Source organism: Lactobacillus sp. ESL0228 (assembly GCF_003692825.1).
In the GTDB taxonomy this organism is placed as follows: Bacteria; Bacillota; Bacilli; order Lactobacillales; family Lactobacillaceae; genus Lactobacillus.
Genome location: NZ_REHJ01000010.1, coordinates 41,695 through 68,634, shown reverse-complemented (window position 1 = coordinate 68,634; position 26,940 = coordinate 41,695). Strand labels below are relative to the sequence as shown.

Annotated in this window: 20 protein-coding genes, 2 tRNA genes and 1 pseudogene; 20 read left to right on the top strand and 3 right to left on the bottom strand. The window is 36.4% G+C overall.

The genetic code is table 11. The annotated features are described in order from the left end of the window. The first annotated feature begins 4 nt into the window (after positions 1-4). The 11 genes from F5ESL0228_RS06785 to F5ESL0228_RS08510 all read left to right on the top strand — a co-directional run bounded on the left by F5ESL0228_RS06785 (position 5) and on the right by F5ESL0228_RS08510 (position 10,627). Entirely contained in the window at positions 5-247 is a 243-nt protein-coding gene (locus F5ESL0228_RS06785; protein WP_122018876.1) for an RNA-binding S4 domain-containing protein, read from the top strand. A 78-nt stretch (positions 248-325) separates the two neighbouring features. Further along, the gene (locus tag F5ESL0228_RS06780; protein WP_122023281.1) at positions 326-706 is read left to right on the top strand and encodes a septum formation initiator family protein; all 381 of its coding nucleotides are present in this window, start codon (positions 326-328) and stop codon (positions 704-706) included. Further along, entirely contained in the window at positions 703-1,068 is a 366-nt protein-coding gene (locus F5ESL0228_RS06775) for a S1 RNA-binding domain-containing protein (RefSeq protein WP_122018872.1), read from the top strand. Before F5ESL0228_RS06780 ends, F5ESL0228_RS06775 begins: the two co-directional genes overlap by 4 nt. Continuing rightward, complete coding sequence (tilS, locus tag F5ESL0228_RS06770; RefSeq protein ID WP_122018870.1) at positions 1,058-2,314, top strand: tRNA lysidine(34) synthetase TilS; 1,257 nt, start codon at positions 1,058-1,060, stop codon at positions 2,312-2,314. Before F5ESL0228_RS06775 ends, tilS begins: the two co-directional genes overlap by 11 nt. An 86-nt stretch (positions 2,315-2,400) precedes the next feature. Further along, a complete protein-coding gene (ftsH, locus tag F5ESL0228_RS06765; RefSeq protein WP_122023280.1) occupies positions 2,401-4,578 on the top strand; it encodes an ATP-dependent zinc metalloprotease FtsH in 2,178 nt (725 codons plus the stop codon). A gap of 42 nt (positions 4,579-4,620) precedes the next feature. Next, a complete protein-coding gene (gene hslO, locus F5ESL0228_RS06760) occupies positions 4,621-5,496 on the top strand; it encodes an Hsp33 family molecular chaperone HslO (protein WP_122023279.1) in 876 nt (291 codons plus the stop codon). A 140-nt stretch (positions 5,497-5,636) separates the two neighbouring features. Next, positions 5,637-6,266: a histidine phosphatase family protein gene (locus F5ESL0228_RS06755; RefSeq protein WP_122018864.1), complete on the top strand. Its 630-nt coding sequence runs from the start codon at positions 5,637-5,639 to the stop codon at positions 6,264-6,266. Positions 6,267-6,367: 101 nt separating this feature from the next. Continuing rightward, a complete protein-coding gene (gene dusB / locus F5ESL0228_RS06750; RefSeq protein ID WP_199713345.1) occupies positions 6,368-7,399 on the top strand; it encodes a tRNA dihydrouridine synthase DusB in 1,032 nt (343 codons plus the stop codon). Then, positions 7,400-8,941, top strand: coding sequence for a lysine--tRNA ligase (gene lysS / locus F5ESL0228_RS06745; protein ID WP_122018860.1), 1,542 nt, complete (start codon positions 7,400-7,402; stop codon positions 8,939-8,941). 148 nt (positions 8,942-9,089) lie between these two features. After that, positions 9,090-10,196 carry an SLAP domain-containing protein gene (locus tag F5ESL0228_RS06740; protein WP_122023277.1) on the top strand — a complete coding sequence of 369 codons (1,107 nt, stop codon included), beginning with the start codon at positions 9,090-9,092 and terminating at the stop codon, positions 10,194-10,196. A 95-nt stretch (positions 10,197-10,291) separates the two neighbouring features. Continuing rightward, positions 10,292-10,627 carry a hypothetical protein gene (locus F5ESL0228_RS08510; RefSeq protein ID WP_233553564.1) on the top strand — a complete coding sequence of 112 codons (336 nt, stop codon included), beginning with the start codon at positions 10,292-10,294 and terminating at the stop codon, positions 10,625-10,627. On the opposite strand, the gene F5ESL0228_RS08505 is transcribed toward F5ESL0228_RS08510, so the two are convergent. Continuing rightward, on the bottom strand, positions 10,596-10,790 hold the full coding sequence (locus F5ESL0228_RS08505; protein ID WP_233553563.1) for a hypothetical protein: 195 nt from the start codon (positions 10,788-10,790) through the stop codon (positions 10,596-10,598). The genes F5ESL0228_RS08510 and F5ESL0228_RS08505 overlap by 32 nt on opposite strands. Positions 10,791-11,077: 287 nt before the next feature. On the opposite strand from F5ESL0228_RS08505, the gene F5ESL0228_RS08500 reads away from it, so the two are divergent. Further along, the gene (locus F5ESL0228_RS08500) at positions 11,078-11,344 is read left to right on the top strand and encodes an IS3 family transposase (protein ID WP_369916865.1); all 267 of its coding nucleotides are present in this window, start codon (positions 11,078-11,080) and stop codon (positions 11,342-11,344) included. Positions 11,345-11,559: 215 nt separating this feature from the next. Here the strand turns inward: F5ESL0228_RS08500 and F5ESL0228_RS08625 are convergent. Beyond that, positions 11,560-11,772, bottom strand: a pseudogene (locus tag F5ESL0228_RS08625) (DUF2785 domain-containing protein); the annotation flags it as partial. Between the two features lie 590 nt (positions 11,773-12,362). On the opposite strand from F5ESL0228_RS08625, the gene F5ESL0228_RS06720 reads away from it, so the two are divergent. The 5 genes from F5ESL0228_RS06720 (at position 12,363) to rpoC (ending at position 22,871) form a co-directional block, all read left to right on the top strand. Next, positions 12,363-12,434, top strand: a tRNA-Gly gene (locus tag F5ESL0228_RS06720). Between the two features lie 41 nt (positions 12,435-12,475). Beyond that, positions 12,476-12,549: transfer RNA gene (locus F5ESL0228_RS06715), tRNA-Pro, on the top strand. Positions 12,550-12,842: 293 nt separating this feature from the next. After that, a complete protein-coding gene (locus F5ESL0228_RS06710; protein WP_122023274.1) occupies positions 12,843-15,338 on the top strand; it encodes an ATP-dependent Clp protease ATP-binding subunit in 2,496 nt (831 codons plus the stop codon). Positions 15,339-15,547: 209 nt separating this feature from the next. Continuing rightward, on the top strand, positions 15,548-19,189 hold the full coding sequence (locus F5ESL0228_RS06705; protein ID WP_122023273.1) for a DNA-directed RNA polymerase subunit beta: 3,642 nt from the start codon (positions 15,548-15,550) through the stop codon (positions 19,187-19,189). 16 nt (positions 19,190-19,205) lie between these two features. After that, positions 19,206-22,871 (top strand): DNA-directed RNA polymerase subunit beta', encoded by a 3,666-nt coding sequence (gene rpoC, locus F5ESL0228_RS06700; protein WP_122018850.1) that lies wholly within the window; start codon positions 19,206-19,208, stop codon positions 22,869-22,871. 51 nt (positions 22,872-22,922) lie between these two features. On the opposite strand, the gene F5ESL0228_RS06695 is transcribed toward rpoC, so the two are convergent. Further along, entirely contained in the window at positions 22,923-23,615 is a 693-nt protein-coding gene (locus F5ESL0228_RS06695) for a prepilin peptidase (protein WP_158592501.1), read from the bottom strand. A gap of 175 nt (positions 23,616-23,790) precedes the next feature. Here F5ESL0228_RS06695 and rpsL point away from each other — a divergent pair, with 175 nt between their 5' ends. From rpsL to fusA, 3 genes are read left to right on the top strand one after another with little or no spacing between them, the layout of a single operon-like run. Beyond that, the gene (gene rpsL / locus F5ESL0228_RS06690; RefSeq protein ID WP_046325359.1) at positions 23,791-24,198 is read left to right on the top strand and encodes a 30S ribosomal protein S12; all 408 of its coding nucleotides are present in this window, start codon (positions 23,791-23,793) and stop codon (positions 24,196-24,198) included. A gap of 14 nt (positions 24,199-24,212) precedes the next feature. After that, the gene (gene rpsG / locus F5ESL0228_RS06685; RefSeq protein ID WP_122018846.1) at positions 24,213-24,683 is read left to right on the top strand and encodes a 30S ribosomal protein S7; all 471 of its coding nucleotides are present in this window, start codon (positions 24,213-24,215) and stop codon (positions 24,681-24,683) included. Positions 24,684-24,704: 21 nt separating this feature from the next. Next, complete coding sequence (gene fusA, locus F5ESL0228_RS06680) at positions 24,705-26,798, top strand: elongation factor G (RefSeq protein ID WP_122023271.1); 2,094 nt, start codon at positions 24,705-24,707, stop codon at positions 26,796-26,798. The last annotated feature ends 142 nt before the right edge of the window (positions 26,799-26,940 follow it).

Genomic DNA, 26,940 nt, shown 5'->3' with positions numbered 1-26,940 from the left:
AAAAATGAGAATTGATAAATTTTTAAAAATTTCACGCCTAGTTAAAAGACGCCCAATTGCAAAAGAAATGGCAGATCAGGGCAGAATTAAAGTTAATGATCGAGTGGTTAAGTCAAGTTATGACGTTAAAATTGGCGATGAAATAATTGTTGGGTACGGTTCAAGAGAAGTTAAGGCAAAGGTATGCAATATTAGAGAAACGACAAAAAAGGCAGAAGCTAGTGAACTATACGAACTAATTGATTAAAAATGGGATTCTTTAATGACTTTTATTATTAGCATTGTTATAATAAAAAAGGTATTGTTTTAGTAATAGAGGATTAAAATCATGAAGGGACCACGTATTTATAACTCGCTTAGTTCTGAAGAACAGGTGGCACGTTTAAAACAAAAGCAGATAAAAAGAGAAAAAGAAATACATCGTGTTCGGCGTAATCGAATCGTTGCTGTTTTTGTAATTTTATTTACGATTTTAAGCTTTCAGATTGTGCAAACTTGTGCTCAAACCAAGCAAATAAAACAGCAAGTACAGACCTCTAAAAAGTCCCTTAATCAAATTAATGAAGAAAAACGTAGTTTAACAGTTAAGCGGGATGATTTGAAAGATCCAGAATATGTAACTAAACTTATTCGTTCGAAGTTTTTATATTCTAAGCCTAATGAAACAATTTATAATTTACCAGAAGGAACAGATCAAGGTCAATGAGATATCAAGTTGGACAGCGCGTAACCGGTGTGATTAATAAAATTACTGATTTGGGTATTTTTGTTACTTTACCCCCAAATATTTCAGGGCTGGTTCACCATAGTGATTTTGGTGATAACTGGTTTCGTGAAAGGACCCGATATAAAGTTGGAGAACCGCTTAGGGTAGTCATTTTACACAATTATAAAGGGAAAATTGATTTATCTAAGATGCGGCTCAATGATCCCGATCTAATTGATCGCACGAATAAATTTTCCACTACTAAGGAGGAAGACTTTTTGCAAGTTTTAAACCAAACTGTGGTGAATGGGGAAAAAAAGATCAAAAAATTACAGCAAGAATTGGTTGATTATGCAAATTGATACTTTTTTTAAAAAAATGTCTTTGCCATTGAGTGGTAAAACCCTTGTAGTTGCAGTTAGTGGTGGTCCAGATTCGATGGCACTTCTTGATATGTTAAATGACATCAAAAAAAAATATCAATTCAAATTAGTTGCTGCTCATTTAGACCATCAACTACGCTCAGATTCTTTCCACGAAACAGAGATAATTAGCAAGTATTGTCATCAAAAAAAAATTAAATTAGTAAAGCAAAAGTGGCCTACAAAGTTGCATCCTGAGTCTGGTATAGAGGAAGCTGCTCGAGAGTACCGTTATACTTTTTTATTGCAAGTCGCCCGCGATAATATGTGCGATTATCTTTTAACTGCTCATCATTGTGATGATTTATTAGAAAACATCTTGCTTAAATTGATCCGTTCGGGTAATCCTCGCGAAATGAACAGTTTACAAGCCGTGAGTGGTTTTCATGATGTCTTATTACTCAGACCATTATTGACTATCGAAAAGACTGAATTACTAGAATATGATCATCAAAAAAACATTGCGTTTATTATTGATAAGACAAATAATCAAGATGATGTGTTGCGCAATCGGTTAAGGCATAATGTTGTCCCACTTTTAAAAAGAGAAAACTCTGCGGTTGGTAAAAATGCTTTGCGTTTTAGTCAGCAGCTGAATTTAATGACAAGCTTGATAGAAAAGCATTTTACTCAATTAAATAAACCAGAGAAGTTTTTAGGTGTAGCATATCGGATAACACGTGATTCTTTATGTAGCTTATCTGCTCAAGAGAAAATTTTTTATTGGCAATCCTTTATTTGGCATAATTGGCATATTCGTGTAAATGAAAATTTGGCCAATTTTGAATTGATAACCTATCAAGATTATTTTTACTTACTCAAAAGTGAAGTATCTTTTTTTAGTAAGGCAAAGCTGATTCAACTTGATCAGAGTTTTTCTTTTGGAAAGCGTAGTTTTTTCATAAGTACAAGTTGGCATAAAAATCCACTAATAGGAGAATTTTATGCGGCTAAAAATATTGTCTTAAGCGCTGGCTCGCTTACTAATGGAACAAAATTATTATTAAAAAGTGGACAACACGTTAAAAGTAAGAAAAAGTTTGCTCAAAGTGGAATTCCAAGTGCGTTAAGGCAGTACTGTTTGACAGTATATGGTGAAGGCAGGCCAATTTTTATTGAGCAAACGTATTCTAATCAATTTGTTCTAGCAGATTCACAAAAATATTATGTCTATCTCAATAATTGATAAGAAATTTTAAAATATTAGAGCATTAATGAAATTTGTGATAAACTTTTATTCGTATATCTCTAGAAACTTTGCGGAGGTTTTTTATGAAGAATAACCGGAATCGGCTGTTTTCAAACGGCTTGTTCTATATTGTTGTTTTCCTTTTACTACTAGGAGGAATCAACTGGGCGCTTGGCGGATCGGATAATTCTGGTAGTAGTGAGAACATTAGCTATTCGGAATTTGTTAACGATTTACGTCAAGGCAAAGTTAAAAGCTTTAACGTTCAGCCTGCAAACGGTGTATATAACGTTTCAGGAAGCTATAAAACAGCAAAAAGCAGCAAATCACAGTCAAAAAACTTTGATTTCTTTAATGGAAATTCAGGGTCAAATGTAACCCGCTTTTCTACGACTATGCTCCAAAATGATTCGAGCGTAGAAAATGTTCAGAGTCTAGCACAGAGAAATGGCACCAAAGTAACAACACAGGGCGAATCACAGTCTGGTAACTGGATCTCGACAATTGTTATGCTTGTTCCGACAATTTTGTTTATTGTTATGCTCTGGATGATGATCAGTCAAAGTGGCGGTGGTCGTGGTGGCAACGGCGGAATAATGAACTTTGGACGCTCGCATGTTAAGCCTGAAGATCCAAAGAAAAATAAAGTTCGATTTTCTGATGTTGCTGGTGAAGAAGAAGAAAAACAGGAATTAGTTGAAGTAGTTGAATTTTTGAAAAATCCAGCTAAATTTACTAAACTTGGTGCCAAAATACCATCAGGTGTTTTATTAGAAGGTCCTCCAGGAACTGGTAAAACATTATTAGCACGTGCTGTTGCGGGTGAGGCTAATGTCCCGTTCTTTTCAATTTCCGGATCGGATTTTGTTGAGATGTTTGTTGGTGTCGGTGCTAGCCGTGTACGTGACTTGTTTACAAACGCTAAAAAGAATGCACCAAGTATCATTTTCATCGATGAGATCGATGCAATAGGTCGACGTCGTGGTGGAAATGCAAATGGTGGCGGAAATGATGAACGTGAGCAAACATTAAACCAGTTATTAGTAGAAATGGATGGCTTTGAAGGCAACGAAGGAGTTATTGTAATCGCAGCTACTAACCGTTCAGATGTTCTGGATCCTGCTTTATTGAGGCCAGGTCGTTTTGATCGTAAGATTTTAGTCGGCTCTCCAGATGTTCGTGGTCGTGAAGCAATTTTGCGTGTTCATGCTAAGAACATGCCGCTTGCAGATGATGTTGACCTCAAGGAAATTGCTCGACAAACTCCGGGATTTGTTGGTGCTGATTTGGCTAACTTATTAAATGAAGCTGCTCTATTGGCTGCAAGACGTAATGGTAATGAAATTACTGCTTTGGATTTAGATGAAGCAGAAGATCGAGTTATTGCTGGTCCTGCAAAGAGAAATAGTATGATTTCACAAAAGGAAAGACAAAGAGTTGCTTTCCATGAAGCTGGTCACTCAATTTGTGGTTTAGTTTTAAGTGATTCGCGAACAGTTCGTAAAGTTACCATTGTTCCGCATGGTCGTACGGGTGGTTATAATTTAATGATGCCAAAAGATGATCAGTTTTTATTAACTAAGAAACAGTTAATGGAACAAATTGTTGGCTTAATGGGTGGTCGAGCTGGTGAAGAGGTTGTTGTTGGAGATCAATCAACTGGTGCATCCAATGATTTTGAACAAGCAACTCAAATAGCCCATAGCATGGTTGTCAATTATGGTATGACTGACTCATTAGGAATGGTTGAACTTGAAAAAGAAGGAGAAACTAACGCTTACGGTTTGAAGCCATATAGTGAAGCAACTTCCGCTAAGATCGATGAAGCAGTTAAAGGATTACTTGATGAAGCTCATCAAGAAGCGGTGGAAATCGTGAAGAACAACCGCGAAAAGCACCGCATTATTGCAGAGGCACTGCTTAAATATGAAACACTAGATGAAAAACAAATAATGTCGCTTTATACGACAGGTAAAATGCCAGAAAAAAGTGAACAAGAATATCCGAGTGAGTCGCAAGCACTAACTTATGAGGAAGCCAAAGCAGCAGCTGAAAAGAAAGAAAATCATAAATTAACTTCTGATGATCATGTTGAGTCACCCGAAGAAAAGAATAAGGAAATTGAAGCGAAGAATCCTGAAAACCCTGAAAAAAATGATTTTTCTAAATTTAGTGAAAATGATCAACAAGTTTCCAAGTCTACTAATACTGATTCAGATAAAAACAAATCGGCTTCGGATGATGATCCGCAAGCCAAATAATCAATAGGGCCTAATGAGGCTCTATTTTTTTAGGAGAATATAATGACCGATTATTTAGTTAAAGCAATTGACAAAACCAAAAATTTACGTTTATTAACAATTACAGCAAAAAACTTGGTTCAAGAAGCCCACTTGCGGCATGATACATGGTCTGCCTCGTCCGCCGTTTTAGGAAGGACGTTAATTGCTGGTGTGCTTCTTGCTGGGGCTGAGTTAACTGAAAAAGAAGAATTAACCGTTCGCTTGCTTGGTGATGGGCCTGTTGGGCCAACCGTTGTAACTGCAAAGTCAGATTTGACGGTTAAAGGGTATGTCAAAAATTCTCATATTGCACTTCCGCCAAAGGAAAATGGACATATTGATGTTAAAACAGCTGTTGGACAAGGGTGGCTAGAAGTAACCAAAGATTTGGGATTAAAAAAACCATACACAGGGCAAGTTCCAATTGTTTCCGGTGAAATAGCTGAAGATGTTGCATATTATTTGACCAAATCTGAACAGATACCATCTGCAGTCGGCTTATCAATTTTTGTTAATCCTAATAATTCCATCGGTGAAGCAAGTGGCTTTATGTTACAAGCCTTGCCAGGAGCAAGTGACAAACTAGTTAGTTCAACAATTGAGAGAATTAATAATTTACCAGCACTTTCAAGTGCCTTTTTAGACGGTATGAAGCCAGAAGAATTAGCTAAGTTAATTTTAGGAAGCGACTGTAAAATTTTATCTAAAGATGATGTCGCTTATAAATGTGATTGTTCAAAGAAAAAGTACACCAACATTTTAGCTACATTAAAAAATAGCCAATTACAAGAAATGATTAAAGAAGATCATGGGGCTGAATTAACATGTAATTTTTGTGGTAATAAGTATCAGTTTACAGAAAATGAGTTGAAGGCAATTTTAGTTAAGAAACAATAATAAAAGGCTAATATATAGCCTAGTTTTATATTTCTACTTCTCGTGTTTAGAAAAATTCTATTACAAAAATAAAGATGCGGAGAATTATAATTTTGATTATAATGAGTTAGTTATATTAAACAAGTAAAGGAGTGTAGCTAATGCTAAATGTTTATATTGTGCGTCATGGTCAAACAGATACTAATAAGACCTTGGCTATTAACGGATCAGGAACTAATTTGCCATTAAATGAGACTGGTGTTAAGCAGGTTGAAACTTTACGCGACAATTTTAATATTAAAAATATTGACTATGTTTATGCTAGTCCATTAAGAAGGGCTAAGCAGACCGCTGAAATTTTGAATCAAGGGCAGCACGATATTATCTATGATAATCGCCTAAAAGAAATGAATTATGGTAACTGGGATGGTCAATCTGCAGCTGAAATTCGATCACGCTATCCACAAGTGTTTGATGAATTGGGTTATTTTAATGAAAAATATGCAGAATATTGTGACGGCGAGAGTTATGAACATTTGGCAGCGCGGTTGATGAATTTTTGGCATGATTTAGTGGATAAATATGTGAATAAATCGATTCTAATTGTTTTTCACGGTACAGCGTCACGTTCAATGATTCAAAATGTTTTGCAGAGCCCAGACATAACCAAAATAGGAGAAGCGCAAAATGCAAGCGTTTCAAAAGTCTCGGTTGATGATCAAAGTAAAAAAGCGTTTTTACGTTATTACAATCGGGTAGCACCTGGTAATTTTTTTGACACAGTTAATTAAGCAAAAGATCTAAGGCATAACATTTTTAATGTTTTGGTATCGTGGATTTTCTTTAAACGATCCTTTTTGTTATGATATTAAAGTATTGAAAGGATGATTTGGTGGATAATAGCTGGAAAATTCGAGATATAACTATACCTAATCGAGTAGTAGTAGCACCGATGGCTGGGGTGTCAAATTCTGCTTTTAGGATGACTTGTAAAAAATTTGGTGCGGGAATGGTTGTTTGTGAAATGATTTCTGATCATGGAATCATTTATCGTAATCAGAAAACAATGTCAATGATGCAGGTTGATCCGCGAGAGCATCCAATGAGCATCCAAATTTTTGGTGGTACAGAAGACACACTTCTTGAAGGAGCCCAATATATCGATCAGCATACAGATGCGGATATAATCGATATCAATATGGGATGCCCAGTACCCAAAGTGACTAAAACTGATGCTGGCTCGAAGTGGTTACTTGATGCAAATAAGATTTATCAAATGGTACATAAAGTTGTGCAAAACGTTTCTAAACCAGTTTCTGTTAAAATGAGAATTGGATGGGATCGTAAGCATATTTTTGCTCTAGAAAATGCATTAGCTGCGCAAGAAGCTGGTGCAAGTATGATTGCAATGCACGGTAGAACTCGTAAGCAGATGTATGCTGGCAAAGCTGATTGGGAAACTCTTCATGAAGTAGCACAGGTTTTGGATATTCCATTTGTAGCTAATGGTGACATTGCTACCCCTGAATTAGCTAAAAAAGCGCTTGATGAAATTGGCTGTACTGCTGTCATGGTTGGTCGTGCTGCATTAGGTAATCCCTGGATTTTAAAAGATATGGTTCACTATTTAGAAACAGGGGAAAAATTACCGCCACAAAGTGTTGCTGAACGAGTTGCCACTGCTAAACATCAATTAGCTGGGTTAGTTGAATTAAAAGGTGAAAAAATTGCCGTACCAGAATTTCGACAGCAAGCTGCATATTATTTGAAAGGAATTCCTCGTTCGGCAAGAACTCGTGCTAAAATAAATGAAGTTTGGACGGCGCAAGAAGTTTACAACTTATTAGATAATTTTGTTGAAGATTACAACAAGTGGCAAACCCAAAAAGCTACTAGAAAAGAAAAATTTATGGAGGAAAAATAATTGGCAAAAAATGATATGAACGACCAATTAATTGTTCGTCGCCAAAAAATGGAAGAATTGCGAGAGAATGGAATTGAGCCATTTGGCATGAGAAAATTTGAGCGTCAAGATTTGGCTCAAACATTAAATGAAAAGTATGTAGATGATGACAAAGATGAATTAAATCAAGAATTGCCTAAGACGAAAATTGCGGGTAGAATGCTGGCAAAAAGAGGTAAGGGTAAAGTTGGTTTTGCTGACTTGTATGATCGTACTGGTAAAGTTCAAATTTACGTAAGAAAAGATATTGTTGGTGAAGAAAATTATCAAATTTTCAAAAAGTCGGACATTGGTGACTTTTTAGGAATTGATGGTGAGGTCATGAAAACTGATACAGGAGAATTGACTATTCGTGCAACGCATGTGACTTTTTTGTCTAAGTCTTTACGGCCACTACCTGATAAGTATCATGGATTAAAGGATGTAGAGCAGATTTATCGCCAACGTTATCTTGATCTTATTTCAAATCGCCAAAGTTATGAGCGATTTGTTAACCGGACTAAGATTATTCAGGCAATTAGGGATTTTCTAAACAAAAAAGATTTCTTAGAAGTGGAAACACCAGTTTTGCATAATATTCCAGGTGGTGCTGAAGCACGTCCATTCATATCTCATCATAATGCACTAGACATTGATTTGTATATGAGAATTGCGCTTGAATTACCTTTAAAGCGATTAATTGTTGGTGATATGGAACGCGTATACGAGATTGGCCGTGTTTTCAGAAATGAAGGTCTAGATACCCATCACAATCCAGAATTTACCGAACTAGAAACGTATGCTGCATATTGGGATTTTCATGATGTGATGGATGAAGCAGAGGGTATTATTCGTGCGGCTGCTGATGTGGTTACAGATGACGGTAAGGTTACGTATCAAGGAACAGAAATTGACTTAGGCAAACCTTTCCGACGTGTTCACATGGTTGATTTAATTAAAGAGAAGACTGGTGTTAATTTCTGGCAAGAAATGAGCATTGAAGAAGCAACCAAGATTGCTAAAGAACATGATATTCAAGTTGAAAGTTTCTGGAAAGTCGGCCACATCATCAATGCTTTCTTTGAAAAGTATTGTGAAGAAACCATCATCGATCCAACATTTGTTTATGGACATCCGGTAGAAATTTCACCACTAGCAAAGAAAAATGCTGATAATCCTCGCTTCACTGACCGTTTTGAAATCTACATCATGGGCGAAGAGTATGGTAATGCCTTCTCTGAATTAAATGATCCCGATGATCAAAGAGAACGTTTTGAAGCACAAATGGCTGAGCGTGAAGCAGGTAATGATGAAGCCGACATGATTGATGAAGATTACTTACGTGCAATGGAATATGGTATGCCGCCTACAGGTGGTTTGGGAATCGGGATTGACCGATTGGTAATGCTCTTAACTGACGCCCCAGCAATTAGGGATGTGTTACTCTTCCCAACAATGCGTCCAGAAAAAATTGAAGATATTGAACGTGAAGTTGAAGAAGACTTAGCGAAGAAAAATAAATAACCTATCAAAAAACAAGTATGACACGATATGACCCCCGAAATTAAGACAATTTCGGGGGTCATATCAAGTTTTCGTTTTTGGATTTCAAAATTTTGTAGCATTTAATTAGATGATTAAAAAAGATCTAATTTGAAAAGGAGAAAACAAAGTGAAAAATACTACATTTAAAAAAGTTATTTTAACTACAGTTGTTTCTGTCGGTCTTGCTACTCCATTAATTGCAAGCAACACAAATATTGTTCCATTTGGGCAAACTGCTATTGTAGAAGCCGCAGCTAAGAAAATCACTTTAAAGCACAACGCATATCTCTACAACTACATAGGACACAGAATTGGCAGACAAAAGTTATACAGACATCATTCTTACAGATACTACTCAGTAAAATATATTCATGGTAAAAAGTATTACCGTGTAGGTAAGAATCGTTACGTTAAGGCTTCAAATGTTGCCAAAATGCACTCATACAAAGTAAAAAAAGGTTCAAATACTACTTCGCTAACTAATTCATCTTCTACTACAAAAATTAATACTAATGGTATGGGTACTCCAAAATTCCAAGTAAAAATTGATAACAATAATATTGATATTTATAGTGCTTCTCATGCTATTCCACACGGCAGTTGGATTAATTCAATTCCTTTACATGGTACTTACAATGTATATGCAGAAGAAAATGACATGTACGAAATTGGTAAAGATCAATGGGTAAATGAAATTGATACTGATTCAATAGTACAAAGCACTAACAGTACTTCTAATTCATCACAAAATAATATTAGAAATTCAAGCTCTACATCAACAAAAAAAACTAACGGAAAAAATCCAACAAGTTTAACTTCAGGTCAAAAGCAAACATATATTGAACGTTTTGTAGAAATGGTAAACAGAGACAGAGAAGCTTTAGGCAGAAAACCTTTGACTTTAAATGGAGAATTGAGTCAAGAAGCTTATCAAAGATCAATTCACGATGGTATGAGCTTAGTTAAAACAGGACGTGAAGATCATCATGTCGATGAAAATGGAAATGATCTTATGCCTGATGATTCAAACGCAGAAGTATGTACAATGCTTTCAAATGAAGATGATATTCCTTCATTTGCTTACAATCAATTTATGAAAAATGATGCAGGTGCAAATTGGGAACACAAAGAAATTTTATTAAGTTCTGATTATTCTGAAATAGGCGTTGGAATTTTTATTGGTAATGGTTCATCAACTTACACATATGGTTCTTTAGTCGCCGAATTAAGATAAAAATATTATTTAATATACCAAAGCAAAAAAAGGCACCATTAATTAACGAATGATATGACCCCCGAAACTAAGATAATTTCAGAGGTCGTATTTTTATGTCTAAATTATCTAAACAAGATAAAATTACAAGCTATCATCTTTGGCATGATTATCAAATTAGTTCTACTGAATTAAGTTGGTGTTACCAGGTTAGAAGGTCTAATATTGATTATTTGCTGGCATTAATTGCACGTCAGCCTGGCTATCAAGTAGCACTAGATTTAGGTTTGAAAAGTTGTGGCACGTTACACATTGGCTGTGCGAATACCGCAAAAATGGTTATAATATCATTAATCACCGGAGAGGACGACCGCACCATGACCAAAAGTCAACAGCTGATCAAGCAGGAAAATCACCGACTCAAGCAAGAAAACGAACACTTACGCCAGTAGAACTTAAAGCTGGAAAGCGAGAACGAATTTGTAAAAAAATTAAGCGTCTTAGTCGACCAGCAGACCATGAACCGCAAGCCACGGAAATAGCCCATGCAGTTACCCAACTAAGACGCGAACTTAAAGTCGGCGTAACTTTCATTCTTGGTACTATCAATGCCAATCCGCAGCTGCTCCATCTGTCATGGCAGTAACTATTACTACACTTTGAAGAAGGATAAAGATCGGGGCAACAATGACTGAAATCAAAGCTATTTATGAAGAACACAAGCACCGATATGGCTATGTCGCATTACTTGGGAATTAAAATGTCGCGGTTTATTAGTTAATCATAAAGAGGTGCAGCGCTTAATGAACAAATTGAAACTGTTTGGCATGGTCAGTAAACGCTGGCCAAGCATCCGGCAAACGGATTGATCTTCCACACCGATCAAGGCTGGCAATACCAAAATGCTCAGTTTTAAGCATGGCTGGAAAAACCATGGCATTAGCCAATCAAGGTCATGCAAAGGCAATTTCCTTGATGATGGCTTAATGGAAGGCTTCTTTGGCATACTCAAGCGGGAAATGTTTTATGTGTTTGAAAAGCAATTTAAAAATATTAATGAACTAGAAGACGCAATCAGGGTCTACATTAAGTATTACAACCAGAAAAGAATTAATATCAAACTAAAAGGACTAACTCCGATTGAATATCGACAGTTAGTCCTCAGTTAGCAGCTAATAGAGTATCCTAATTTTGGGGTTCATATCATCAGCTACCTGTTTTTTATATATCAACGTTTATTATTAATTAAACATAGTTGTGTAATATTTTTTAATTAAATTAGCAATTGGTACTTGTAACTCAGGCCTTTTTAGGAAAAAATAGCAACTTTGAAGCATTGTTAACCAGGAACTCAGTTGATGTCACTCGAGTAAATTGTCATTAGCTAATTTTGGGTAGCGCTCATTAATGAATTCAATAAAAGTGGAAGTAGAAAATTTCTGACTTTTAAGCCCTTGAAAAAAGCATAAGCCAATCGCTTTTCTTCTTTATCAACAAAGAAAGTTTGCATATTGTTAAAAATCGTAAGGATTAAATTTAAAAGATCTATTTGGTCTTGAATGATAAATTTGGGATGTTGCAATATTGCAGCTAAAAAGTCACTACCATGTGGATATTATGTGACCAACCTTTATTTTTTACAAAGCTGCGATAATCCCTTTTTAATTCTAAGTAGGCAATACTTCAATTGAACATTATTTGACGTTAATCGGTGGTTAAAATAGTCTGGTCACTATCCATTTTCAAAATTAGTGCTTTCCCAATAGGGCAGTAAATAATTGCAAAAAAGCAGCATTATTCTCAGGTTTAGTAATTTGATAAAACAGGGTTTTTATTAATAAAAAAATTGATAATCACTCTAAGTTGCTTTTACTAAAAGAATTTTCCTGAAAACCACGTGCTAAAAGACTATAACTAAGTTTATCGCAAAAATGTGGATCGATACTTTCAAGATTGTTTAAGAGTATACATACATGTTGATCAGTAAAGGATAGTTGATTTTTGAATAAGTGCAATAAATTTTCTGATTCATTTTGCATAGATCTTTTCCTTTTATTATTATTTGTACAAATATACCGAATTTTTGTTAATGTAATAATCTTTTGTCTTATAAAATAACTAGCTATTTAGATTTTTTGAAAAAAAGGTTGAAAAACTATATTTGTCTGCTATAATAATAAATGTCTTGCGGAAGTAGTTCAGTGGTAGAACATCACCTTGCCATGGTGGGGGTCGCGGGTTCGAATCCCGTCTTCCGCTTCAGATAAATCCCGTCCACTATGATGGGATTTTTTATTTAACGGGAAATAGCTCAGCTTGGTAGAGCGCTACGTTCGGGACGTAGAGGTCGCAGGTTCGAATCCTGTTTTCCCGATTACGTAATACCTTTATATCGACAATTAATGTTGATATAAAGGTATTTTGTTATTTTAGAAAAGTTGGTGAAAATCATATAATGAATATGTAAGTAAATTTCTTAATAATATTCAAAGTGATTAGTATTAATTAGCAAATGATTTGAGTAGGATATTCGCATCTCAAGGGAGTCTTTGTTATAATAATAGCAATGTTTTTTGGCATGAATTAAGTTAACTTGAAACAGAATATTTTACATTTCAGCAAAAAAGTTTATAGTTGATACACGTTACTTGTAAAGGTGGTGCTATGATGAAAAAATCTTATACTAGAAGTGCAAATCAAGTTTTAGAAATTGCACGTGAACAAGCTCAAAGTTTTCATCATCGATTAATTGGTACTGAGCATGTACTTCTTGCGATGGTTATTGAATCAGATGGTGAAGCTGGTAAAAATTTGCGTTCTTGGGGAGCAACACCAACCACAATTCGTGAAGAAATTGAACGTTATACTGGATATGGTTCAGCTGGTAAAGCTACGTATATGGAAATGTCACCGAGGTTGAGTATGGTGCTTGCTTACGCGGGTACGTTAGCTGAACGTGAAAATTCATCTCAAATCACGACTAGTCATATTTTGTTGGGATTGATATTAAATAAGCAAGTATTAGCCTCAGTGATTTTACAAAATTTAAATATTGATTTAAATGGCTTAAAGGATGATGTTTTTCACAGCCTAGGTGAGGAAACTGATGCTGAAGATAGCTCTGCTGATAATAATGGTTGGTCTAATATTAACGAATCTGATTTTAGCGGAGCGAATGATTCTAGTACAACTCCTACCCTTGATCAAGTTTCTGTCAATTTAAATGAGCGTGCTGAAAATGGTCGTATTGATCCGGTCATCGGACGTGATCAAGAAGTTTCTCGAGTAATTGAAATTTTATCACGTAGAAATAAAAATAATCCTGTTTTGATTGGTGAACCTGGTGTTGGCAAGACTGCGGTTGCAGAAGCAATTGCAAGCGCAATTATTGCCAAGAAAGTCCCACATGACTTACTTTTTAAGCAAGTAATTTCGCTTGATCTAGGTGGATTGGTCGCTGGAACTAAATACCGTGGTGAGTTTGAGGATCGCTTAAAGAAAATCATTAAAGAAATCACTAATGATGGTAATATTATACTTTTTGTTGATGAAATGCACACACTGATTGGTGCAGGGGGTGCAGAAGGGTCAATTGATGCCGCTAATATTTTAAAACCTTCGCTTGCTCGTGGTGATATTCAAATGATTGGTGCGACCACCTTTGATGAATATCAAAAGTATATTGAAAAAGATCAAGCATTAGCTCGGCGGTTTCAGATTGTTCGTTTAAATGAACCTACTTCGGAAGAATCATATGCAATTTTAACTGGTTTAAAATCAAAATATGAGGCTTTTCACCATGTTAAAATTGAAGATCAAGCATTAAAAAATGCCGTCGACTTGTCCAGTCGCTATATTACTAATCGGTATTTACCTGATAAAGCAATTGATTTGATTGATGAAGCTAGTGCAGCAGTTAAAATTAGATCGGGAAGAGGATCTAATAATCAGTTACTACAAATTAATGAACAAATAAAAAAAGTGATTGAGCAAAAGAATCAGGCTGCTGTTAATCAGAACTTTGTAGAAGCAGCTAAATTTCAAGAAAGGCAAAATGCGTTAAAAACAAAACAGGTTAAGTTGTTGACTACCTTAGATAAAACTACGCAAAAAAGTGCAGTTGTTCAACCAGAAGATATTGCTAAAGTGGTATCTAATTGGACCGGTGTTCCTGTAACACAAATGAATCGCGATGAAACTAAACATTTGGCTAATCTTGAAAATTTCTTACATCAACGAATTGTTGGACAAGAAAAAGCTGTTTCAGCTATTAGTAGAGCAGTTCGACGTAGTCGTAGTGGGATTAGAGATGAAAATAGACCGATTGGTTCATTTTTATTCTTAGGTCCCACCGGTGTCGGGAAAACAGAACTTGCTAAAGCAATTGCAGCGGCTATTTTTGGCTCTGAGCGTAACTTGATTCGGATTGATATGTCAGAATACATGGATCAAATTGCTAGCAGTAAGCTAATTGGTTCTGCTCCTGGATATGTTGGCTATGAAGAGGGTGGACAATTATCCGAAAAGGTACGGCGACACCCATACTCAGTTATTTTGCTTGATGAAGTTGAGAAAGCACATCCAGATGTTTTTAATTTATTGTTACAAGTACTTGATGATGGCTTTTTGACAGACGCTAAAGGTCGCAAGGTTGATTTTAAGAACACAATTATTATTATGACTTCTAACTTAGGTTCAAGGTCATTATTTGAGACAAAGGCTGTTGGATTTAATGCGGATAATACTAGTCAAACCAAAATGAGACAAGACCGTGTTCGTCAAGCACTGAAGCAATTTTTTAGACCAGAATTTTTAAATCGGATTGATGATACAATTATTTTTGATGAACTTAATCAAAAACAATTACGCCAAGTTGTAACATTACTTACGCATAAACTGATTATTCGATTAAAGAAACAAGGTGTTCAATTAAAAATTTCGGTTGCAGCAATGGATAAAATTGCTAAGGATGGTTATAACCCTGAAATGGGAGCACGCCCACTAAGAAGAGAGATTCAAAGTAGTATCGAGGATAAAATTGCAGAAATGTTAATTAACGGTGAAATTAAAGCTGGCGATGTGTTAAAAATTGGTTGTAATTACAATAAATTAAAATTTACTATTAATAGGGCTGCTGATAAGCACATGGTTAAATCAAACTAGTTTGTTGACAATAATAAAGAAAATTGATATCATTAATTTTGATTTAATAGCTGATTTTCAGGATTCTACTGATATATTGTCCAGTAGAATAATAAAGGACAAAAATGACAACAGTTGTTTTTGTCTTTTTTATGCTTAAAATGCCAGCTTTTTGAATTTGTAATTAAAATGTAATACTAGCTTTCTCTGATAGAAAGGATGTTTTCTCCTTGTTAAATGGACACGTAGTTAATTTTGGTAAACATCGAACAAGACGCAGTTTTTCACGCATTAAAGAAGTATTGAAACTGCCTAACTTGACTGATGTCCAAACAGAATCATATAAATGGTTTTTGGATGAAGGAATTAAAGAAGTTTTTGATGACATTATGCCCATTAGTGACTTTTCAGGTAAGCTTTCTTTAGAATACTTAGGTTATAAATTACAAAAACCAAAGTATACTGTTGATGAAGCGCGTGATCATGATGCTACTTATGCAGCTCCCATGCATGTTACTTTAAAGTTAACTAATCAAAAAACTGGTGAAATAAAAACCCAAGATGTTTTCTTTGGTGACTTACCATTAATGACAGAATCAGGTTCATTTATCATTAATGGTGCTGAAAGAGTTATTGTTTCGCAACTTGTTAGATCACCTAGTGTTTATTATTCAGGTGATTATGATAAAAATGGTCGGCAAATTTTTGGTACAACTGTAATCCCTAACCGGGGTGCATGGCTAGAATATGAAACAGATGCGAAAAATGTTTCTTATGTTCGTGTAGATCGGACACGTAAACTGCCATTGACTGTTTTAATTCGTGCACTGGGAATTGGCTCAGACGATGAGATTTTAAATATTTTTGGTCAAAGTGATACTTTGCAATTTACTTTAGACAAGGATGTTCATAAGAATCCGGCAGATTCCCGTGTTGCCGAAGCATTAAAGGACGTATATGAGCGTCTGCGTCCTGGTGAACCTAAGACGACTGATTCGTCTCGTTCCCTACTTTATGCACGCTTTTTTGACCCTCGTCGTTATGATTTAGCAACTGTTGGTCGTTACAAGGTTAACAAAAAGTTATCTTTAAAGAATCGCTTATATGGTCAAACTTTAGCTGAAACCTTGGCAGATCCAGATACTGGTGAAATTGTTGCTAAAAAAGGTACTATTGTCACTCATGAAGTAATGGAAACATTAGAAAAATACCTTGATCGTGACGATTTTAAGATGGTAACTTATGAACCTTCAAGTGAAGGAGTCTTACCAGATCCGATTGTTGTTCAAGAAGTTAAAGTCTATTCAAAAGTTAATCCAGAACGTGTAGTTAAGATTATTTCTAATGGGCATATCGACAAAGATGTTAAATATCTGACACCAGCCGATGTATTGGCTTCAATTAATTACTTCTTATTGTTACAAGATGGGATTGGAAATACTGACGATATCGACCATTTGGGAAACCGTCGAATTCGTCGTGTGGGCGAATTATTACAAAACCAATTTAGAATTGGTTTAGCAAGAATGGAACGTGTTGTCCGTGAAAGAATGTCAATTCAAGATCCATCAACTGTTACTCCACAACAATTAATTAATATTCGTCCAATTGTAGCCAGTTTAAAAGAATTTTTCGGCTCATCACAATTGTCACAGTTCATGGATCAACATAATCCATTGGGAGAACTGACACATAAACGACGGATGTCTGCATTGGGGCCAGGAGGATTGACTCGTGACCGTGCAGGTTATGAAGTGCGGGATGTACACTACACTCAATACGGACGTTTATGTCCAATTGAAACTCCTGAAGGTCCTAATATTGGTTTAATCAACTCTCTTGCAACGTATGCAGTGATTAATAAATATGGATTTATAGAAACGCCATATCGGCGTGTTTCTTGGAAGACCCATAAAGTTACTGATAAAATTGATTATTTAACGGCTGACGTTGAAGATGATTATATTATTGCTGGTGCTAACACCCATCTGAATCCAGACGGTTCATTTAAAGACGACTTGATTTTGGCACGTCATAAGGAAGATAATGTCGAAGTTAGTCCTGATAAAATTGACTATATGGACGTTATTCCCAAGCAAGTTGTTTCGGTTGCTTCAGCATGTATTCCATTTTTGGAAAACGATGACTCTAATCGTGCCTTGATGGGGGCTAATCAGCAACGTCAGGCTGCTCCATTGATTAATCCACATAGTTCGCTTGTAGGTACTGGGATGGAATATCGTGCTGCTCATGACTCTGGTGCAGCTATGTTAGCCAAGGCTCCAGGAACAGTTGAATATGTTGATGCAAATACAATTAGGATTCGTCGTGATGATAGTACTTTAGATAAATACACACTTGAGAAATATCGTCGGTCAAACAATTCTAAATCATATAATCAAACTCCAAACGTTAAATTAGGCGATAGAGTTGAGCAAGGGCAAGTTATCGTTAATGGTCCAACGATGGATCATGGAGAATTAGCCCTAGGACAAAATCCGGTAATTGCCTTTATGACTTGGAATATGTATAACTATGAAGATGCCATCATGCTTTCTGAACGTTTAGTTAAAGATGATGTTTATACTTCAATCAGTATTGAGGACTACGAATCAGAAGCTCGTGACACTAAGCTTGGTCCTGAAGAAATTACACGTGAATTACCTAATGTTGGTGAGGATGCTCTTAAAGATCTTGATGCTGATGGTATTGTTCGCGTTGGTGCTGAAGTACATGATGGTGATATTTTAGTCGGTAAGGTTACGCCTAAAGGTGTGACTGAACTTTCAGCAGAAGAAAGATTGCTTCACGCAATTTTTGGTGAAAAAGCTCGTGAAGTTCGTGACACTTCTTTACGTGTTCCCCATGGTGGCGGCGGTATTGTTCGTGATGTTAAAGTGTACACACGTGAAAATGGTGATGAACTTTCACCAGGTGTTAATACTTTAGTTCGTGTCTATATAGCCCAAAAGAGAAAAATTCAAGTTGGAGATAAAATGTCTGGACGTCATGGAAACAAGGGTACCGTTGCTGCTGTTGTTCCTGAAGAGGATATGCCATACTTGCCAGATGGTACTCCGGTAGATATTTGTCTGAATCCAATGGGTGTTCCTTCTCGTATGAATATCGGTCAGCTATTGGAGTTACACTTAGGTCGTGCTGCTAATAGTTTGGGTATACATGTTGCAACTCCAGTATTTGATGGTGCTAGCGAAGATGATGTTTGGGATACAGTTCATAAAGCTGGAATTGATAAGGACGGAAAGACAGTTCTTTATGATGGTCGAACAGGTGAGCCGTTCCACAATCGGGTTTCTGTTGGGATAATGCACTATTTGAAATTGACACACATGGTCGATGATAAAATTCATGCACGTTCAATTGGGCCATACTCGTTAGTTACTCAGCAACCTCTTGGTGGTAAGGCACAGTTTGGTGGTCAGCGTTTCGGTGAAATGGAAGTTTGGGCACTTGAAGCATATGGTGCGGCATATACTCTCCAAGAAATTTTGACATATAAATCAGACGATGTTGTTGGTCGTGTTAAAGCATACGAAGCAATTGTTAAGGGAGAAAGAATTCCTAAACCAGGTGTACCTGAGTCTTTCCGGGTTCTTGTTAAGGAGCTGCAATCGCTGGGCTTGAACATTCGTGTACTTGATATGGATCATAACGAAGTTGAATTACGTGACATGGATGATGACTCAAGTGAGCACTTGAATATTGATACCTTATCTAAGATGGCAGAAGAGCAGCAGAAGAAGAAGTTAGCCGAAGAAACCGCAAAATCTGAGGATGAAGAAACTAATGAACCTCAAGAAACAGATGTTCCAGTTGATCAATCCAATAATGACGATAAGATTTCTAAGTAAGTAGGGGGTTAAACTTTTGATTGACGTTAATAAATTTGAAAGCATGCAAATTGGACTAGCATCGCCTAATAAAATCCGTAGTTGGTCTTATGGAGAAGTCAAAAAGCCAGAAACGATTAATTATCGTACTCTAAAGCCGGAAAAAGATGGGTTATTTGATGAAAGAATTTTTGGACCAACTAAAGATTGGTCTTGCGCGTGTGGTAAATATAAGGGTGTAAGATATCGCGGTATCGTTTGTGATCGTTGTGGTGTTGAAGTTACTTCTTCTAAAGTTAGAAGAGAGCGCATGGGACACATTGAATTAGCTGCACCAGTGACTCATATTTGGTATTTTAAAGGGATTCCGTCAAGAATGGGATTGATTCTTGATATGTCTCCACGTTTACTTGAGGAAGTAATTTACTTTGCAGCGTATATTGTAATTGATCCAGGTGACACTGATCTTGAGTTTAAAGAACTACTAACTGAAGTTGAATATCGTGAACAAAAAGCAAAATATGGCAATCGTTTTGAAGCAAAGATGGGTGCAGAAGCAATTCGCGATTTACTTCGTAAAGTTGATTTAACTAAAGAAGTAACCGATTTAAAGAAAGAGTTGGAAACAGCTACTGGTCAAAAGAGAACGCGTGCAATCCGAAGACTGGATATTTTAGATGCATTTAAAGATTCAGGAAACAAACCCGAATGGATGGTAATTGATGCTGTTCCAGTTATCCCACCGGATTTACGTCCAATGGTTCAACTTGAAGGTGGTCGATTTGCTACATCTGATTTAAATGATCTATATCGGCGAGTAATTAATCGAAATAATCGGTTGAAACGCTTATTGGATTTAAATGCCCCGAATATTATTGTCCAAAATGAAAAACGAATGTTGCAAGAAGCTGTCGATGCTTTAATTGATAATGGTCGTCGTGGTCGTTCAGTTGTCGGTCCGGGGAATCGTCCACTTAAATCACTTTCACATATGTTGAAGGGTAAACAGGGACGTTTTCGTCAAAACTTGCTAGGTAAGCGTGTTGACTATTCTGGTCGTTCTGTTATTGATGTTTCACCAAAATTGAAATTTTATCAATGTGGTGTTCCGCGACCTATGGCACTTGAACTTTTTAAGCCGTTTGTCATGCATGAATTAGTAAATCGCAAAATAGCTTCAAATATAAAGAGTGCTAAGCGAAAGATTGATCGTGAAGATGATGAAGTCTGGGATGTACTTGAAGATGTAATTAAAGAAAGAACAGTTTTATTAAACCGTGCTCCTACTTTACACCGTTTGAGTATTCAAGCATTCGAACCTGTTTTAGTTCCTGGTAAATCAATCAGATTACATCCATTGGCATGTGAAGCATACAATGCTGACTTTGATGGTGACCAGATGGCTATCCACGTGCCTTTATCAGATGAAGCTGTTGCAGAGTCAAGACTTTTAATGTTAGCTGCGCACCATATTTTAGCACCTAAGGATGGTAAGCCAATTGTTACTCCATCACAGGATATTGTTTTGGGTAATTACTGGTTAACACAAGCTGAAAAAGGTCGCGAAGGTGAGGGAATGATATTCAATTCACCCGATGAAGCTACAGTTGCATATAACAATGGCGACATTCATTATCATACTATTATTGGGATGTCTGCTGACTCAATGCCAAGAAAAGCTTGGCCTAAGGGGTTGGAACATGGTATTTTTATTACGACATATGGTCGTGTGATTTTTAACCAAATTTTTCCAGAAGATTATTTCTATATTAATGAACCGACTGAAGAAAATTTAAATCATCCGCTTGCAAACAAGTACTTTTTGGAACCAGGGGAAGATATTCATGAAAAAATTGATAATGTAGCCGGTGAATTGATTTCAACACCGTTCAAGAAATCATTTTTGTCAGACTCTATTGCGACCATTTACAAGTATTATAAAGTTCAAAGAACTTCTGAATATTTAGATGATTTAAAAACTTTAGGATATACTAGTTCAACTACTTCAGGAATTACAATTGGTATGACTGATGTTCCTGAAATTGATGATAAAGATGAAAAAGTAGCTGTTGCTCATAAGCAAGTTGATATTGTTTCGAAGCAATTTAGAAGAGGATTAATTACTGAACAAGAACGTCATGATCGAGTAATTAGTATTTGGAACAAATGTAAGGATCAGGTTCAGGATGAAATTGCCCAGATTTATGATCCACGCAATCCAATTACAATCATGGCAGACTCGGGGGCTCGTGGTAATATTTCCAACTTTACTCAATTAGCTGGAATGCGTGGCTTAATGGCCACACCAAATGGAGGATTATTTGAAATCCCCGTTACTTCTAACTTTAAAGAGGGCTTGTCAGTTCTAGAATTGTTCATGTCAACTCATGGAGCTCGTAAGGGTATGACGGATACCGCTTTAAAGACTGCACAGTCTGGTTATTTAACTCGACGGTTAGTTGATGTTGCTCAAGATGTTATTATTCGTGAAGATGATTGTAATACTGATCGTGGAATTGACGTACATGCAATCATGGAAGGTGACGAATTAATTGAGCCACTTTATGATCGTTTGCTTGGCCGGTTCACTGCAGAAACAGTTAAAGATCCTAAGACCGGTGAAGTAATTGTTGGGCCTAATGTCATTATGGATGAAGACTTATCGCATAAGATTTGTGATGCTGGAGTAACAGATGTTAAAATACGATCAATTTTAACTTGTGATACACCTCATGGTGTTTGTCGTAAATGTTATGGTATGAACTTAGCAACTGGTGAAGAAGTTGAAGTTGGCGAAGCAGTAGGTACTGTTGCCGCTCAATCAATTGGAGAACCAGGTACTCAGCTTACATTACGTACATTTCACAATGGTGGTGTTGCTGGTGCTGAAGATATTACTCAAGGTTTACCTCGTGTTCAAGAACTATTCGAAGCTCGTAATCCGAAAGGTCGCGCAGTTATCTCGGAAGTAGATGGTATAATTGATTCTATCCAAGAAAATCCTGCAGAGCATACACGAGAAATCACTGTTAAGGGTAAAATTGATACCAGAAGTTATAGTGTGCCTTACACTGCTTCAGTTGCAATTGCAGAAGGCGATGAAGTCAAGCGTGGGGACAAATTAACACTGGGATCAATTGATCCAAAAGAATTAATTCAAGTTACAGATACCTTAACAACGGAAGAATACATTTTAGTTGAAGTTCAAAAAGCATATCGGATGCAAGGGGTTGATATTTCAGATAAGCATGTCGAAGTATTAACTAGACAAATGTTACAGAAAGTTCGCGTACTTGATCCTGGTGAGACTAACTTGTTACCAGGTGAAATTATGGATATTGGTCAGTTTAAGGAGCGTAACACATCAGTTATTATTTCTGGTGGTATTCCTGCAACTGCTCAGAGTGTAATTCTTGGTATTACTAAGGCAGCTCTTGAAACTAACAGCTTCTTATCTGCTGCCTCATTCCAGGAAACAACACGAGTACTTACCGATGCATCAATTAGAGGTAAGAATGATCCACTACTTGGATTAAAGGAAAACGTCATTATTGGTAAGATTATTCCTGCGGGTACAGGTCTTCCAATTTATCGTAATATGGAACCAGAAGCGGATGTTAAGCAACCAGAATCAGTATACTCGATTGCAGATATTGAGAAGAGAATGAAGGAAGCTGACAAAGCCAAGGAACCTCAAAATTAATACTGTTTAACTAATAGCGTTTTACTATCAAGAATAGGAACGCTATTTTTGTTACCTTAGTAATAATTGAACGATTAGCCCTAAAAAAATATCGGGTACAAAAGCAGTTGCAGATGTTGTAGAACGAAGCGTTTCATCTAACCAAAAATGTGTAAGTGAAAATAATGCTCCAAAAAGAAAAACATGATTTGCAAACTCTGGATTGAAATAAAGTGCTAAAGTGAGATAAATGAGAAAATCACCAAAACCTAGTTTTTTAGTTAAGTTATAATATATCAATATAATTAAAACCGGAATTAATTGAATGAAATCGAATAATTGATATGAAAAAATTTTGGGGCTTTGCCATAATGCAAGAATGACTGCCGGCAAAATCATTATAAGATAAAATTCCATTTGGTCATAATCACAAATTGCTGCAAGTAAAAGAGAAAAAACAAAAATTGCTGTTAAAATATCAAGTAATTTACTAAAATCAAAAGAAATAAAGGCAAATCCTCCAATGATTTCAATTACCACAAGTTTAGGTGGAATAAAGTTATGACAGTATCGGCATTTACCGTGTAGCCAGAAATAAGAAAAGATTGGTAATTCGTCTAGTAAACAGAGTTCTGTATGACAAAATGAGCAGCGAGAACGCGTGAAAATAAAATTTCCATCATCCCAACGATCACAAATTAGTGCTGCGTGGGATGCTAAACAAGTTCCAATCAAATAATTAGTTAATTTAAAAATCCATTCCATATTAAGCACCTCAGTATTAAATACTCCAAAAAGAGAATTATTTGTTAATAGAGTTTGATTTTTTATTAAAAACGAGTAGAATAGTTTATGTAAATTTTTTAAGAATCGTTCAGGATAAAAAAGAAACTCCTGGGTATGTGAACAAAATAAACGATTTATTAGGAGGAAAATTTTAATGCCAACCATTAATCAATTGGTAAGAAAAGGTCGTCATACTAAGACGACTAAATCAAAGTCACCAGCTTTAAGCTATGGCTATAACAGTATGAAAAAGGAATTAGTTGCAAATCCTGCTCCACAAATGCGTGGCGTTGCAACCCGTGTCGGCACAATGACACCAAAGAAACCAAACTCTGCCTTACGTAAATATGCGCGTGTTCGTCTGTCTAACTTGATTGAAGTAACTGCATATATTCCGGGTGAAGGTCACAATTTACAAGAGCACTCGGTTGTCTTAATTCGTGGTGGTCGTGTAAAAGACCTTCCTGGTGTGCGTTATCATATTATTCGTGGCGCCCTTGATACTGCTGGTGTTGATGGTAGAAAACAAGGTCGTTCTAAGTACGGCGCTAAGAAAGATTAAGGAGGAGTTAAATAATGCCTAGAAAAGGACATGTAACTAAAAGAGATATTTTAGCGGATCCAGTATACAACTCAAAGCTTGTTACTAAATTAATCAACCATTTAATGATTGATGGTAAGAGAGCTAAGGCATCTTCAATCCTTTATGATGCTTTCAATATCGTCAAAGATAAGACAGGTAAGGAACCACTTGATGTTTTTGAAGAAGCAATGAATAACATTATGCCAGTGTTGGAAGTTAGAGCTCGCCGTATTGGTGGTTCAAACTATCAGATTCCAGTAGAAGTTCGTCCTGAAAGAAGAACTACCCTTGGTTTAAGATGGTTAGTATCATATGCTCGTTTACGTAATGAACATACTATGGATGAACGTTTAGCCAATGAAATTATTGATGCTTCAAATAATACTGGTTCAGCAGTTAAGAAGCGTGAAGATGTTCATCGTATGGCTGAAGCGAACCGTGCATTTGCTCATTATCGTTTCTAATTTTTTAAGGAGAGAAAATTTATGGCTAATAAACGTGAATTTCCATTAGAAAAAACACGTAATATTGGTATCATGGCCCACATTGATGCGGGTAAGACTACCACTACAGAGCGTATTCTTTACTACACTGGTAAAATTCATAAAATTGGTGAGACTCATGAAGGTGACTCACAGATGGACTGGATGGATGAAGAAAAAGAACGTGGTATTACCATTACTTCAGCCGCTACCACTGCACAATGGAATGATTATAGAATTAACATTATTGACACCCCAGGACACGTCGACTTCACTATTGAAGTTGAACGCTCACTTAGGGTTCTTGATGGTGCAGTAACTGTTCTTGATGCTCAGGCAGGTGTAGAGCCTCAAACTGAAAATGTTTGGCGCCAAGCTGAAACTTACGGTGTTCCTCGAATTGTTTTCATTAACAAAATGGACAAGATAGGCGCAGATTTTGATAAGTCTGTTACATCTTTACATGAACGTTTAAACGCCAATGCTTTAGCTGTTCAGATGCCAATTGGCTCTGCAGAATCGTTTGAAGGTGTTATTGACTTAATTAACATGGTAGCCGATGTTTATGATGAAGATAAACTGGGTTCTAAGTGGGATACTATTCCTGTTCCTGACGAATACAAAGAAGAAGCAGAAAAACGTCGTGCTGAATTGATTGAACAAGTTGCTGATGTTGATGACGACATTATGGACAAATACCTTAACGGTGAAGAAATTTCTATTGATGAACTGAAAGCAGCTATTCGTAAAGCAACTTTAGATCTGAAAGCATTCCCAGTATTTGCTGGTTCGGCTTTTAAGAACAAGGGTGTTCAAATGATGCTTGATGGTGTTGTGGATTATCTACCATCACCATTAGATGTTAAGCCTTATGTTGCTCATGATCCTAAGACTGGTGAAGAAGTTGAATTAATTGCTGGTGATGATAAACCATTTTCAGCTCTTGCTTTTAAGATTGCTACTGACCCATTTGTTGGTCGTTTGACTTACATCCGTGTCTATACTGGTTCATTAGAATCGGGTTCATATGTTTTGAATGCTTCCAAAAATGGTCGTGAACGTGTTGGTCGTTTGCTACAAATGCATGCCAACTCGAGAAACGAAATTTCTGAAGTATTCTCCGGTGATATTGCTGGTGCTATTGGCTTGAAGAATACTACAACAGGTGATTCGTTGACAGATCCTGATCATCCGTTAATTTTGGAAAGTTTGGAAGTGCCAGACCCTGTTATTCAAGTTTCTATTGAGCCAGAGTCAAAAGCAGATCGTGACAAATTGGATGTTGCATTACAAAAGTTAACTGAAGAAGACCCAACTTTCAGAGCTGAAACTAATGCTGAAACTGGTCAGACTTTAATTTCAGGAATGGGTGAATTGCACTTGCAAATCATGGTTGAGCGTATGAAACGTGAGTTTCATGTTGAGGCAAAGATTGGTGAGCCTCAAGTTGCTTATCGTGAAACCTTTACTAAAGCTGCTCAAGCGCAAGGTAAATTTGTCCGTCAATCAGGTGGTAAGGGTCAATACGGTGACGTTTGGATTGAATTTACTCCAAATGAAAGAGGCAAAGGTTACGAATTTGAAGATGCCATTGTCGGGGGTGTTGTTCCTCGTGAGTTTATCCCATCAGTAGATGCTGGATTACAAGAATCAATGAAGAATGGTATTTTAGCAGGGTACCCATTGATCGACGTCAAAGCTAAACTTTATGATGGTAGTTATCATGAAGTTGACTCTTCAGAAGCCGCATTCAAGGTTGCTGCGTCTATCGCATTGAAGAATGCTGCTCCTAAGGCAGGTGCTGTAATTCTTGAGCCAATTATGAAGGTTCAGGTAATTACGCCTGAGGAATATTTGGGTGATGTAATGGGATCAATTACTGCTCGTCGTGGTACGATGGATAATATGCAAGACCGTTCAGGAGCTAAGGTATTGAATTCAATGGTCCCATTAGCTGAAATGTTTGGTTATGCAACAACTTTACGTTCATCGACTCAAGGACGTGGTACTTTCACAATGGTATTTGATCACTATGCAGCTACTCCTAAGTCAATTCAAGAAGAAATTATTAAAAAACGTGGCGGTAACGCAGAATAGTTTTTGGTAATTAAAGTAAAAATAATCGAGCTATTGGTAAATCCAATAGCTCTTTTTGTATTCTAATTACTTAGAGAATAATAGTTGAAAATAGTAAAGAGTATATTTGTCTAGCTTAAAAAAACAAAAAATGTGCTAAAAC